The sequence below is a fragment of the Agrococcus sp. TSP3-2-1 genome (assembly GCF_049897585.1).
In the GTDB taxonomy this organism is placed as follows: domain Bacteria; phylum Actinomycetota; class Actinomycetes; order Actinomycetales; family Microbacteriaceae; genus Agrococcus.
On sequence record NZ_JAFCWN010000006.1, the window covers coordinates 10,536 to 23,510 of the forward strand.

Below are 12,975 nucleotides of genomic sequence, written 5' to 3' on the forward strand. Positions count from 1 at the left end.
GAGGCGTTCGCGCGCGCGATGCCGTTCGGGCTCGACCCGTTCCAGCGCGAGGCGTGCGAGGCGATCGAGGCGGGCTCGAGCGTGCTCGTCGCCGCCCCGACGGGCGCGGGCAAGACCGTCGTCGCTGAGTTCGCCATCCGCATCACGATGGAGGCGCCCACGGGCCGCGTCTTCTACACGACGCCGATGAAGGCGCTGTCGAACCAGAAGCACCGCGAGCTCACCGAGGTCTACGGGCACGCATCCGTCGGTCTCCTCACGGGCGACACGTCGATCAACGGCGACGCCCGCATCGTCGTCATGACGACCGAGGTGCTGCGCAACATGCTCTACGAGGGCCGGAACCTCTCGGAGCTCGAGTACGTCGTGATGGATGAAGTGCACTACCTCGCGGACCGGTTCCGCGGGCCCGTGTGGGAAGAGGTCATCATCCACCTGCCGCGGCACGTGCGGCTCGTCTCGCTCTCGGCGACGGTCTCGAACGCCGAGGAGTTCGGTGCGTGGCTCGACGCCGTGCGCGGCGACACGCGCGTGATCGTGAGCGAGCACCGACCGGTGCCGCTCGACGCGCACGTGCACATCCGCGGCCGCCTCGTCGACCTCTTCGACTCGAAGGCCGGCGAGGAGACGCACCGGCCCGGCCGCGAGCTCGTCGAGCTCGCGCGCGGCACCGACCTCGCCGACTCCGCCGCGCACGGGCATCGGGATCGCGGCGGCCACAACCGCTACCGCTCGCGCCGCCCGCCGAAGGGCGGCCAGCGACCCCCGCGGGGCGGCGGCTTCCCCGCGCGCGTCGACCGGGTCGCGCTCATCGGGATGCTCGACGACCGCGAGATGCTGCCCGCGATCGACTTCATCTTCTCGAGGGCCGGCTGCGACGCGGCGGTGCAGCAGGTCGTCTCCGGCGGCGTGCGGCTCACGACGCCGGAGGATCGCGCCGAGATCCGCGCGATCGTCGACGAGCGCACCCGCTTGCTCGACGACGCCGACCTCGCGGTGCTCGGCTACTGGGACTGGCTCGACGGGCTCGAGCGCGGCGTCGCGGCCCACCACGCCGGCCTGCTGCCGGTCTTCAAGGAGGTCGTGGAGGAGCTCTTCCGCGCTCGCTTGCTCAAGGTCGTCTTCGCGACCGAGACGCTCGCGCTCGGCATCAACATGCCCGCGCGCACCGTCGTGCTCGAGCAGCTCGAGAAGTTCAACGGCGAGGCGCGCGTGCGCATCACGCCGGGGGAGTACACGCAGCTCACCGGCCGCGCCGGCCGCCGCGGCATCGACACCGAGGGCCACGCGGTCGTCATCTGGAACGGCAAGCTGCAGCCGGTCGAGGTCGCCTCGCTCGCATCGCGGCGCACCTACCCGCTCCACTCGAGCTTCCGGCCGACGTACAACATGGCCGTCAACCTCGTCGACCGGCTCGGCGTCGCCGGCACGCGCGAGGTGCTCGAGACCTCGTTCGCGCAGTTCCAGGCGGATCGGTCGGTCGTGCAGCTCGCGCGCCGGGTCGTCGACCAACGCGCGAGCCTCGCGGGCTACGAGGAGTCGATGCGGTGCCACCTCGGCGACTTCTCCGAGTACGCGGCGCTGCGGCGCGAGGTGAGCGACCTCGAGCGCGACGCCGCGCGCGCCGGGCTGAGCCACGGCGAGCACGAGCGGCTGCAGCGGCAGCTGCAAGGCGTGCGGCGGCGGATGCGCGCGCACCCGTGCCACGCGTGCCCCGAGCGCGAGCAGCACGCGCGCTGGGGCGAGCGCTACTGGCGGCTGCGCCGCGACATCGAGAAGGCCGAGCGGCAGATCGATCGCCGCACGGGCCAGATCGCGCAGGCCTTCGACCGCATCACTGAGATCCTCCGTGAGCTCGGCTACATCGAGCACACCGACGACGGCGAGCGCGTCACGCAAGCCGGCGAGGTGCTGCGCCGCATCTACGGCGAGCGCGACCTGCTGACGGCGGAGAGCCTGCGTCGCGGGCTCTGGTCGCAGCTCGACGCGCCGGCGCTCGCGGCGATGGCGAGCGCGCTCGTCTTCGAGGGCCGCCGCGACGAGGGCATGCTGCCCGAGCGGATGCTGCCGAAGGGCCCGTTCGTCGAGGCGCTCGACGCGACGCAGCGGCTCTGGGCGCAGCTCGACGACCTCGAGCAGTCGCACCGGCTGCCCGGTTCGGACCCGCTGCAGACGGGCCTGACGCTCGCGATGCACCGCTGGGCGCGCAGCTACCCGCTCGAGGGCGTGCTGCGCGACACCGAGCTCGCCGCCGGCGACTTCGTGCGCTGGACGAAGCAGACGATCGACGTGCTCGAGCAGCTCGCGCAAGTCGCGCCGAAGCGCTTGCGCCGCACCGCCGACGAGGCGGTCGAGCGGATCCGCCGCGGTGTCGTCGAGGCGTCGGGGTCGGCGCTGTGACCGCGACCAGGGCGGCGACCGCGGCCGCGCGCCGCTCGCGCTCGCGCGCTCCGCTCCCGCTCGCCTACGCGTGGGCGGCCGCGATCGGAGCCGGCGCGATCATGCCCTTCGCCTTCCAGCCGTTCGGCTGGTGGCCGCTCGTCGTGCCCGCCGTCGGCCTCGCGATCGTCGCCCTGCGCGGTCGATCGCTCGGCGCCGCCTTCGGCCTCGGCTTCACGACCGGCGCGATCTTCTTCCTGCTCCACATCCAGTGGATCACCGTCTACCTCGGGCTCGTGCCGCTCGTCGCGCTCACGGCGTGGATGGCGGCGTGGTGGGGGCTCGGCGGGATCGCGCTCGCGCTCGCGTGGCGATGGGGCGAGCCGCGCGTGCAGGGGCCGCTCGGCGCGTTCGCCGCCATGCCGCTGCTGCTCGGCGCCGTCTGGACGGCGCGCGAGTCGCTCTCGTCGAGCGTGCCGTGGGGCGGCTTCGCCTGGGGCAGGCTCGCGCACTCGCAGGCCGCGAGCCCGCTCGCCGACACGACGAGCTGGGTGGGCTTCTCAGGCCTCACGTTCCTCATCGCCGCCGCGTCGGCGCTGCTCGTGCAGCTCGTGCTGCACCACCGCACGATCCTCCGCCGCCGGCTCACGATCGCCGCCGCCGCGCTCATCCTGCTCGTCGCGATCCCGGGCTTCCCCGTCGAGCCGGCCGGCAGCATCCGCGTCGGTGCCGTGCAGGGCGACAGCGAGGCGGGGCTGCTCGCGCCGCGCGTGCCCGGCCAGATCCTCGAGCAGCACCTCGACGCGACGCGCGGGCTCGAGGGCGAGCAGCTCGACCTGCTCGTCTGGCCCGAGAACGCCGCAGAGTGGTACGCCGATGAGACGCCCGCGACCATGGCGGCCCTCGACCGCGTGACCGAGCGCTTCGACGCGCCGCTCGTGACCGGCACGATCACGCGCGACGGCGACGACACCTACAACGCGCTCATCCAGGTCGAGCCCGGTCGGGGCGCGGTCGCCGAGTACCGCAAGCGCCACCCCGTGCCCTTCGCGGAGTACCTGCCGGCGCGCGGCTTCTTCGAGCCCATCCTCGAGGCGCTCGGCTTCCTGCAGTACATCCCGCGCGACTACTCGATCGACCCGTCGAGCCCGAACGCCTTCGACGTCGCGGGCACGACTGCGGGCCTCGCGATCTGCTTCGACATCATCGACGACCACCTCGCGCGCGAGATGGTGCTCGAGCACGGGGCAGAGATCATCCTCGCGCCGACGAACAACGCTGACTTCGGCGAGGGCTCGGCCGAGAACGTGCAGCAGCTCGCGATCGCGCAGCTGCGTGCGGTCGAGGCGGGTCGCGCGCTCGTCAACATCTCGACGGTGGGCACGAGCGCGATGATCGGCCCCGACGGCGCCGAGGTCGACCGGCTGCGGCAGTACGAGCCCGGCACGATGCTCGAGGAGCTGCCGCTGTCGACGACCGTCACCCCGGGCATCCGTCTGGGAGCATGGATCGACCTCGCGCTCATCATCGGCGCCGGGCTCGCGCTCGCGGGCCTCGGGGTCGCGAACCGGACAGCAGCGAGGAGGCCGCATGCCTGACGTCATGATCGTCGTGCCGACCTACAACGAGATCGACGGGCTCGAGCGCACGGTCGGCCGCTTGCGGCAATCGGTGCCGCACGCCGAGCTCGTCATCGTCGACGACGGCAGCCCCGACGGCACCGGCGAGCTCGCCGACAGCCTCTCGAAGCGCGACGCCGGCACGATGGTCGTGCACCGCACCGAGCGCGGCTACCGCTCCGCGGTGATCGAAGGGATGCGCTTCGCGATGTCGCGCGGAGCCACGCGAGTCGTCATCACCGACGCCGACGGCTCCTACGACGCCGACGACCTGCCCGAGCTGCTCGGGGTGTCGGCCGACGGGGTCGACCTCGTGATCGGCTCCCGGTTCGTCGAGGGCAGCGACGTGCGCAACATGGGGATGCGCCGCCGGCTCGCCGCGCGCATCGGCAACGTCTACGCACGCAGCATGCTGCAGACCGGCGTGCAGGACCTCACGAGCTCGCTGCGCGTGTACCGCACCCGGATCCTCGAGAAGATCGACCTCGACGCCATCCAGGTCGACGCCTACGCGTTCCAGGTCGCGATGGCGGTGCGCGTCGCGCAAGCGGGCGGCACGATCGCCGAGGTGCCGATCCACTTCATCGAGCGCGCGACCGGCAGCTCGAAGATGCGGCTCGGCGACGAGCTCGGCACGGTAGGCGCGGTCACGAAGTGGTCGCTCTCGGGCGTCCGGGCGCTGCCGAAGCCCCCGCGCTGACCCGCCCGGCTCACCCGCTCGTCGAGTAGGCGCCGCCCCACCCGCTCGTCGAGTAGGCGCCGCCCCACCCGCTCGTCGAGTAGGCGCCGCCCCACCCGCTCGTCGAGTAGGCGCCGCCCCACCCGCTCGTCGAGTAGGCGCCGCAGGCGCCGTATCGAGACGCCGCCGGCGGGATCTCGATACGCGGCCTTCGGCCGCTACTCGATCAACGGGAAGGTTGCCGGATCTCGATACGCGGCCTTCGGCCGCTACTCGATTAAGGGAAAGGGGCGCCGCCCCACCCGCTCGTCGAGTAGGCGCCGCAGGCGCCGTATCGAGACGCCGCCGGCCGGATCTCGATACGCGGCCTTCGGCCGCTACTCGATCAACGGGAAGGTTGCCGGATCTCGATACGCGGCCTTCGGCCGCTACTCGATCAACGGGAAGGTTGCCGGATCTCGATACGCGGCCTTCGGCCGCTGCTCGATCAACGGAGGGGCGGGAGGAGCGGCAGCGCGAGGTCGCAGCGGTCGGTGACGATGCCGTCGACGCCGAGCTCGAGCAGCTCCCGCATCTCGGCTTCGTCGTTGATCGTCCACACGTGCACCTCGACGCCCGCGGCCTGGAAGGCGCGCACGCTGCGCGCGGTGACGATCTCGACGCCGCGATGCCGCCGCGGCACCTGCACGGCGACGACGGGGGCGAGGATCCGGCGCAGCCGCCCCACGAGCCCGAGCCGCTGCGCGACGATCGCCTTCGCCACCATCGACTGCGACGCGCTCGTCACGACGCCCGGCACGAGCTCCGCCGCCTGGCGGCGCCGGCGCTCCGAGAACGAGGTGAGCAGCACGCGGTCGGTCGCCTTGGCCTCGACGACCGCGCGCACCGCGGGGACGACCGACGCATCCGACTTCAAGTCGATGTTCCAGCGCGCGTCCGGGAGCGCGAGCAGGGCCTCGCGCAGCCCCGCCACGTGCTCGCCCTGGCCGAGGTCGATGCGCTGCAGGTCCTGGAACAGCGTCTGCTCGATCTCGACGTCCCGCCCGGCGACGCGGTCGAGCGAGGGGTCGTGCGCGATCACGGCGACGCCGTCAGCCGTCGCGTGCACATCCGTCTCGAGGAACCGCGCCCCCGCGTCGACCGCGGCGATGAACGCCGACATGGTGTTCTCGGGCGCCTCGAGCGCGAGGCCGCGGTGCGCGAGCACGCGCGGCGGTCGCGGATCGAGGTAGCCGCTCACGGGTGTCAGCGCGTCACGCCTGCGGTGCCCTGCCGTCGTTCGCGTCGTCGACGCCGCCCTGCGCACCGGGCTCCGCGTCCGGCACCTCGTTCGCCGCCTGGCGGGCCGCCTCGACCGCCTCGCTGTAGTCGGTGCTCGGCGTCTCGTCGGCGAGCGACGTCGACGAGGAGACGGTGTCGGTCGAGCCGGCGCCCTGCGGGTCGATGCCGCTCGCCTGCAGCGTCTCGGCGATCGAGGGGACCTCGACGTCGCTCACCGAGTCGGCCTGGAAGGTCTCGTCGAGGATCGACGGCTCGGCGGCCTCGCCGTCGTGCTTCGACGGGCCCTTCTGGAACGGCACCTGCGCGCGCCCCTCGAAGAATCCGCGCCCGACGCCCTGCAGCGCATCCGTCAGCTCCGACGGGATGATCCAGAGCTTGTTCGCGTCGCCCTCGGCGAGCTTCGGGAGCGTCTGGAGGTACTGGTAGGCGAGCAGCTTGTCGTCGGCGTCGCCCTCGTGGATGGCGGCGAAGACGCGCTCGATCGCCTCGGACTCACCCTTCGCGAGCAGCACCTGTGCCTCGGCGTCACCCTTGGCGCGGAGCACCTGGGCCTTCGCCTGGCCCTCGGCGCGCAGGATCTCGGACTGGCGGAGGCCCTCGGCCTCGAGGATCTGCGACTGCTTCGAGCCCTCGGCGGTGAGGATCGCGGCGCGGCGGTCGCGCTCGGCGCGCATCTGCTTCTCCATCGAGTCCTGGATCGAGTGGGGCGGGTCGATCGCCTTGAGCTCGACGCGGCCGACGCGCAGGCCCCACTTGCCGGTCGCCTGGTCGAGCACGTTGCGCAGCTGGCCGTTGATCGTGTCGCGGCTCGTGAGCGCCTCCTCGAGGTTCATGCCGCCGACGACGTTGCGGAGCGTCGTGGTCGTGAGCTGCTCGACGGCCGAGAGGTAGTCGGCGATCTCGTAGGTCGCGGCGCGCGCGTCGGTCACCTGGAAGTAGACGACGGTGTCGATCGAGACGACCAGGTTGTCCTCGGTGATCACGGGCTGCGGCGGGAAGGAGCGGACCTGCTCGCGCATGTCGACCGAGTACGACACCCGGTCGATGAACGGCACGAGGAAGTTGAGGCCCGGCTGCAGCACGCGGTGGAAGCGGCCGAGCCGCTCGACCACGCCCGTGAAGCCCTGCTTGATGATGCGGATCGACCGGAAGAGCGTGACGAGCACGAACAGGACGATGAGCGCGACGAGCACGAGCAGGAAGGCGTTGAGGATGAATCCTCCGTCGATCGGCATGAGGGCTCCTTGGTTGTCAGGCGGTTATCGCTGGGCGGGGACGATGATGGCGGTCGCCCCCTCGATGGCGGTGACGACGATGCGCTCGCCGACGTCGGGATCCCGCGGCTGCACTGCGGGGGAGAGGCGCGCGGTCCACACGTCGCCGTTCGAGAGCGTGACCTCGCCGGCGCCGCGCACGAACGTGCGCGTGACCTCGCCGGCCATGCCCAGGAGGGCGTCGACGCCCTGCAGGTTGAGCTCGCCCGACTCGTGCAGGCGCTGCAGCAGCTTGGGCCGCACGAGCAGCAGCAGGAGCAGCGCCGCGGCGGCGGCGATGAGCACCTGCGCCCAGACGGGCAGACCGGTGATGCTCGAGACGAGGCCTCCGATCGAGGCCATGCCGATCATGAGGAACGTGAACTCGAGCGTGACCATCTCGATGATGAAGCAGATGAGCGCGATGACGAGCCACACGATCCACGCGTACTGGGCAAGGTCCACGAGCCCAGCATATTGAGCGGACGCTGGAACCGCTCGAGGCGCGCACGAGCGGCACGGAGCGCGCAGTAGTGTCGACTCGAACGAAGGAGATCCCTGTGCCGAATGCCGACGCGACGAATCCCGATCCCGCCGGAGGAGAGACCGCGCCGCTCGCGCCGGGCTCGCTCACCGGCCGCACGGCCCTCGTCACCGGATCGAGCCGCGGCATCGGCGCCGCGACCGTCCAGCTGCTCGCCGCGGCGGGCGCCGACGTCGTCGTGAACTACCGCGCGAAGGCGCCGCGCGCCGAGAAGGTCGCCGCCGCCGCCGCCGAGGCGCACGGCGTCCAGGCGCTCGTCGTGCAGGCAGACCTCACCGACCCCGCGAGCGTCGCGTCGATGTTCGAGGCCGCGCGCGAGCGCTTCGGGGGCCTCGACATCCTCGTCATGAACGCATCCGGGGGCATGGAGAGCGGCATGGGCGAGGACTACGCCATGCGGCTCAACCGCGACGCGCAGGTCGGCCTGCTCGAGGCGGCGCTGCCGGTGCTGCGCGACGGCGCCCGAGTGGTGTTCGTCACGAGCCACCAGGCGCACTTCATCCGCACGACCCCGACGATGCCCGAGTACGAGCCCGTCGCCCGCTCGAAGCGAGCGGGGGAGGACGCGCTGCGCGAGCGGATCCCGTCGCTCGCCGAGCGCGGGATCGAGCTCGTCGTCGTCTCGGGCGACATGATCGAGGGCACGATCACCGCGACGCTCCTCGAGCGCGCCAATCCCGGCGCGATCGCGAGCCGCCGCGAGGAGGCCGGTCGCCTCTACGACGTCGACGAGTTCGCGCGGGAGGTCGCGCTCGCCGCGGTCGAGCCCGTGCCCGCCGACAGCACGAGGCTCGTCGGCGACGTCTCGGGCTTCGGCGAGGCCGAGGGGGTGCGGGGCTGATGCGCGCCGAGGACATCGAGCACCTCGTCTCGCTCTCGCGCCCGGCGGTGCACCCGAGCGGCGAGTGGGCGATCGTCGCCGCGAGCCGCCCGAGCGTGCGCGCGAACCGCAACGTCGGGCAGCTCTGGCGCGTCTCGCTCACCGACGGCGCGCGGCGCCGGCTCACGGGCGGCGTCGCCGACCGCGAGCCGCAGCTGACGCCCGACGGCGCGACCGTGCTGTTCCTCCGCGACGACGCCAAGGACAAGCCGCAGGTCTGGGCGATGCGCGCGGACGGCGGCGAGCCCGTGCAGGCGACCGCGCAGCCGGGCGGCGTGCGCGAGTTCGCCGTCTCGCCGGACGGCGGCCGCATCGCCTTCACCGCGACGGTCGTCGAGCCCGGCCGCTACGGGAGCGTCGAGGGACTCGGCGCTGCGCAGGAGTCGCCGCGCCTCATCACGCGCAACCGCAACCTCGCGAACGGCGTCGGGAGCCTCGTCGGCCGCCGCTCGCACGTCTTCGTCGCCGCGCTGCCCGACCTCGACGGCGAGCCGCGCTACGACCGCGCCCCGCACCCGCACGACACAGCCGAGACGCACGACGACGCGCCGTTCGCGCCGGACGCGACCCAGCTGAGCCACGGCGACTTCGACCACTCGGCGCCGGTCTTCTCCGTCGACGGCGATCGCGTGCTGTGCGTGACGGCGCGGCACGACTCGCGCGACGACGACCTCGTGAACGCGATCGTGGAGTTCGACGCCGCGGTCGCGCACGGCGAGCCCCACACGATCCTCTCCTCGCGCGCCGGACTCTCGGTCGGCGAGGTGCGCCCCACGCCCGACGGCGGCTTCGTGCTGCTCGCGCAGCACATGGGCGAGAGCGGCCGCGACTTCGTCGCCCGCAGCACGCAGCTGTTCGTGCTCGAGCACCCGGGCGCGCACCCCGAGGAGGTCACCGACGGCGAGTCGGTCGACCTCGGCGAGCAGGGCAGCCACGCGACGGTCGTCGACGACGGCGTCCTCGTGCAGGAGCGCACGCGCGGCCGCAACCGGCTCGTGCACGTCACGGGCGGCGGCTCGCGCGAGCTCATCGGCGGCGACCTCGAGGTCGTCGGCCACGGCGTCGGCGACGGCGTCACCGTCGCGACCGTCGTGACGCCGACGTCGGCCGGCGAGGTCGCCGTGCTCGACGAGCACGGCGTGCGCGTCATCACCGACTTCGGCGCACGACTCGCGGAGGCGGGCATCGTCCTGCCGACCGAGCACGACATCACCGGCCGCGACGGCCGCCCCGTGCACGGATGGGTCTGGGTGCCGGAGGGCGAGGGACCGCATCCCGTGCTCCTCAACATCCACGGCGGGCCGTTCGCGCAGTACGGCGTCGGCGTCTTCGACGAGGCGCAGGTCGCGGTCGCCGCGGGCTACGCCGTCGTGCAGTGCAACCCGCGCGGCTCGGCCGGCTACGGCCGCGAGCACGGCGTCGCGATCAAGCAGGCGATGGGCACCGTCGACCTGACCGACGTGCTCGACTTCCTCGACGGCGCGCTCGACGCGCACCCCGAGCTCGACCGCGAGCGCCTCGGCATCATGGGCGGCTCGTACGGCGGCTACCTCACGGCGTGGACGATCGCGCACGACCACCGCTTCGCGGCGGCGATCGTCGAGCGCGGCTTCCTCGACCCCGAGTCGTTCATGGGCACGAGCGACATCGGCTGGTTCTTCGGCGGCGAGTACACCGGCACCGACCCGGATGCGATGCGGGCGCAGAGCCCGATGGCGCGCGTCGGCGAGGTGCGCACCCCGACGCTCGTGGTCCACTCCGAGCAGGACTGGCGCTGCCCGCCCGAGCAGGCGCAGCGGTACTGGGCCGCGCTCAAGCGGCAGGGCGTCGAGACGGCGCTGCTGCTCTTCCCGGGCGAGAACCACGAGCTCACCCGCTCGGGCCAGCCGCGCCACCGCATCGAGCGCTTCGAGCACGTGCTGCGCTGGTGGGGCAAGCACCTGCCCACGGCCGAGAACCACGGCGGCTGACGTGATCGGCGACAGCCCGCTCGTGCAGGTGGCGCAGCGCGCCGTCGACCTCGAGCGGGCCGCCGCCTTCTACGCCGACCTGCTCGGCGTGCCCGTGGCGGCGACCTTCGAGCCGCCTGGCCTCGCGTTCCTCGTGATCGGCGACTCGCGGCTGCTGCTCGAGCGCGGTGCGCCCTCGGCGCTGCTCTACTTCGCCGTCGACGACCTCGACGAGCGGGTGGAGCGCCTCCGCGCATCCGGGGCCGGCATCGTGAGCGAGCCGCACACGATCTTCGAGCACGACGACGACGCCCTCGGACCGGCCGGCACGGTCGAGCGGATGGCGTTCGTGCTCGACAGCGAGGGCAACACGATCGCGCTCGTCGAGCACGGCGCCGGCTGAGCGCTCAGGTGGTCAGCGCTCAGGTCATCGGCGCGCCGTCAGCGGCGACGGCGAGCAGCACCCGGTCCCGCGAGGGCGCGTCGAGCAGCCCGAGGTCGTGCGCCATGCGCGCGGCCTCGTCGTAGCCGCGGAAGAAGCGGATGCCGGCGGCCTCGAGCTCGGCGCGCACCTCGCCCTCGACCGGCACGACCTCGTGGATGAGCACCGCGACCCCGTGCACCCCGCCGAGCCGCAGCATCTCGGCCCCCACCTGCGGATCGGCCTGGCCGCTGTCGCCGATGAACATGAAACGGCACTCGGGGAAGAGCGCGCGCTCGCGCACGAAGTTCTGCAGCTTGCGGGCCTGGATCGACTGCTTCGTGAACAGGTTGAGGAACGAGCCGCCGAGCACGGTGTGCGGCGGGAGGCCGAGGCCCGAGAGGCCGTTCCGCGTGTACTGCTCGATGAGACCGCGAGGGCCCTCCGGCCGAGCCGTGACGAACGTGAGGTCGCCCGGCCGCGAGGGCTGCGAGGCATGGCCCTCGTCGAGCTCGATGAGCAGCTCGACGACGCCGGGGTAGACCGAGCCGCGCGGGAAGCGGGTCTCGTGCAGCATCGCGCGCACCGTGTCGTCGATGTCGCACAGGATGCGCAGGTCGGGCACGGGCGAGTCGGCGGCCTCGGCCGCGATGTGCGCGAGCACCGCCTCGCGATCGGCGGGCGTGAGCCGCTCGAAGACGACGTGCTCGAGGTCGTGCCGGTCGCCCGTCGAGTTGAGCAGGTACTTCATGTCGCGGAACGGCCCGCCCGTGAGCGAGAGGAGGCACGAGCGGATGCCGTGGGAGATGACCGCGCTCGGCGCGAGCCGGCGCAGCGCGTGGACGACGCGCGCGCGCATCTTGGGGCTGAGCTCCGCCACTCGCTCGACGCACAGGAGCTCGACGAGCTGCTGGCGCTCGGCGCGGCGGAACAGGCCGGTGATGCGGTTGCCCGCGATCGCCGCGACGGTGCGCTCGAGGTCGATCTGGGCGAGCATGGGCTCGAGCCGTCCTGCGGGAGCGCTGCGGAGCCGAGCGAGGGCCTGGTCGGGAGTCACGCCCTCGATCCTGGCATCCGCACGCTGAGCGCGGCGCGGTCGATGCGAGCGTCGAGCCGATCGACGGGCTTCGCCGCGTCGCCGTCGATCTGCACCGGCAGCGGCGCGTCGACCGCACCGAGCGTCACCCGCTCGACGGTGCGGTGGCGCAGCACGCCCTCGGCGCGCGCGATGCCGGCGCCGGCGGCCGCGATGCGCCCCCAGTGCGCGAGATGGCGAGGGCTCACGGTCGCGACGTGGAGCGAGCCGTCGTCGAGCCTCGTGCCCGGCAGCACCGAGAGCCCGGCCGGGATGCGCGCCGCGTTGTGCACGAGCACGCTCCACGCGCGCGTCGACTCGATCGGGCCGCCGTCGAAGCGCCCGCGCACGGCGAAGCTCGGGTGGCCGAGCCTGCCGAGGCCGGCCGCGATGTACGAGGTCCAGCCGAGCCGCCGCTTCGCGAGCAGCGATGCCGCCTCGACGGCGAGCGCGTCGTGACCGACGCCGACGACGACGAGGAACGGCCGCTCCTCCTCGCGCGCGCCGGACCGGCTCAGCACGACGCGACCGAGGTCGACATCCGACGCCGCGCCCGAGACGGCCGCTCGCGCCGCCGCCGTGACGTCGCGCAGCGGCAGGTCGAGGTTCCGGGCGAAGAGGTTGGCGGTGCCGGAGGGCACGATGCCGAGCGGCACGCCGGTGCGGGCGAGCACGGCCGCGACCTCGCGAACGGTCCCGTCCCCGCCGACCGCGACCACCGCATCCGCCCCCGCCCGCAGCGCCTCGAGCGTCTGCGGGCCGCCGGGCGCGTCCTGCTCGGTCGGCAGCACTCGCGCATCGGCGCCCGAGCGAGCCGCTTCGCGCAGCACCGCGTCGACGCCGCGCGCGAAGCCGCGGGCGGTCGGGTTGCCGATGACGGCGATGGCGGGCACGG

General features: G+C 73.1%; 10 protein-coding genes and 1 pseudogene. 6 read left to right on the forward strand and 5 right to left on the reverse strand.

Translation table 11 applies throughout. The annotated features are described in order from the left end of the window. Positions 1–18 precede the first annotated feature (18 nt). From ACP7BI_RS09695 to ACP7BI_RS09705, 3 genes are read left to right on the forward strand one after another with little or no spacing between them, the layout of a single operon-like run. Positions 19–2,400, forward strand: coding sequence for a DEAD/DEAH box helicase (locus ACP7BI_RS09695; RefSeq protein WP_425846034.1), 2,382 nt, complete (start codon positions 19–21; stop codon positions 2,398–2,400). Then, positions 2,397–3,977: an apolipoprotein N-acyltransferase gene (gene lnt, locus ACP7BI_RS09700; RefSeq protein ID WP_425845599.1), complete on the forward strand. Its 1,581-nt coding sequence runs from the start codon at positions 2,397–2,399 to the stop codon at positions 3,975–3,977. Before ACP7BI_RS09695 ends, lnt begins: the two co-directional genes overlap by 4 nt. After that, positions 3,970–4,698, forward strand: coding sequence for a glycosyltransferase (locus tag ACP7BI_RS09705; RefSeq protein ID WP_425845602.1), 729 nt, complete (start codon positions 3,970–3,972; stop codon positions 4,696–4,698). Before lnt ends, ACP7BI_RS09705 begins: the two co-directional genes overlap by 8 nt. 466 nt (positions 4,699–5,164) lie before the next feature. Here the strand turns inward: ACP7BI_RS09705 and ACP7BI_RS09710 are convergent, their stop codons facing one another. The 3 genes and pseudogenes from ACP7BI_RS09710 to ACP7BI_RS09720 all read right to left on the reverse strand — a co-directional run bounded on the left by ACP7BI_RS09710 (position 5,165) and on the right by ACP7BI_RS09720 (position 7,676). Further along, the gene (locus ACP7BI_RS09710; RefSeq protein WP_425845604.1) at positions 5,165–5,917 is read right to left on the reverse strand and encodes a glycerophosphodiester phosphodiesterase family protein; all 753 of its coding nucleotides are present in this window, start codon (positions 5,915–5,917) and stop codon (positions 5,165–5,167) included. 358 nt (positions 5,918–6,275) lie between these two features. Continuing rightward, positions 6,276–7,193: pseudogene (locus tag ACP7BI_RS09715) on the reverse strand (SPFH domain-containing protein); the annotation flags it as partial. A gap of 24 nt (positions 7,194–7,217) precedes the next feature. Continuing rightward, positions 7,218–7,676: an NfeD family protein gene (locus ACP7BI_RS09720; protein WP_425845607.1), complete on the reverse strand. Its 459-nt coding sequence runs from the start codon at positions 7,674–7,676 to the stop codon at positions 7,218–7,220. A 95-nt stretch (positions 7,677–7,771) separates the two neighbouring features. Between ACP7BI_RS09720 and ACP7BI_RS09725 the strand changes: the two genes are divergently transcribed. From ACP7BI_RS09725 to ACP7BI_RS09735, 3 genes are read left to right on the forward strand one after another with little or no spacing between them, the layout of a single operon-like run. Beyond that, positions 7,772–8,596 carry an SDR family oxidoreductase gene (locus ACP7BI_RS09725; protein ID WP_425845609.1) on the forward strand — a complete coding sequence of 275 codons (825 nt, stop codon included), beginning with the start codon at positions 7,772–7,774 and terminating at the stop codon, positions 8,594–8,596. Beyond that, positions 8,596–10,605 carry a S9 family peptidase gene (locus ACP7BI_RS09730; protein WP_425845611.1) on the forward strand — a complete coding sequence of 670 codons (2,010 nt, stop codon included), beginning with the start codon at positions 8,596–8,598 and terminating at the stop codon, positions 10,603–10,605. The genes ACP7BI_RS09725 and ACP7BI_RS09730 overlap by 1 nt, the downstream gene beginning before the upstream one ends. A 1-nt stretch (position 10,606) precedes the next feature. Then, a complete protein-coding gene (locus ACP7BI_RS09735) occupies positions 10,607–10,987 on the forward strand; it encodes a VOC family protein (protein WP_425845613.1) in 381 nt (126 codons plus the stop codon). Between the two features lie 19 nt (positions 10,988–11,006). On the opposite strand, the gene ACP7BI_RS09740 is transcribed toward ACP7BI_RS09735, so the two are convergent. Continuing rightward, entirely contained in the window at positions 11,007–12,062 is a 1,056-nt protein-coding gene (locus ACP7BI_RS09740; RefSeq protein ID WP_425845616.1) for a hypothetical protein, read from the reverse strand. Then, positions 12,059–12,973 (reverse strand): diacylglycerol/lipid kinase family protein, encoded by a 915-nt coding sequence (locus tag ACP7BI_RS09745; RefSeq protein ID WP_425845619.1) that lies wholly within the window; start codon positions 12,971–12,973, stop codon positions 12,059–12,061. Before ACP7BI_RS09745 ends, ACP7BI_RS09740 begins: the two co-directional genes overlap by 4 nt. Between the last annotated feature and the right edge of the window lie 2 nt (positions 12,974–12,975).

Bases quoted from the DNA above. Each gene is read 5' to 3' on its own strand.
- ACP7BI_RS09730 (WP_425845611.1), top strand. From the start codon at position 8,596: ATGCGCGCCGAGGACATCGAGCACCTCGTCTCGCTCTCGCGCCCGGCG.
- ACP7BI_RS09705 (WP_425845602.1), top strand. From the start codon at position 3,970: ATGCCTGACGTCATGATCGTCGTGCCGACCTACAACGAGATCGACGGG.
- ACP7BI_RS09695 (WP_425846034.1), top strand. From the start codon at position 19: ATGCCGTTCGGGCTCGACCCGTTCCAGCGCGAGGCGTGCGAGGCGATC.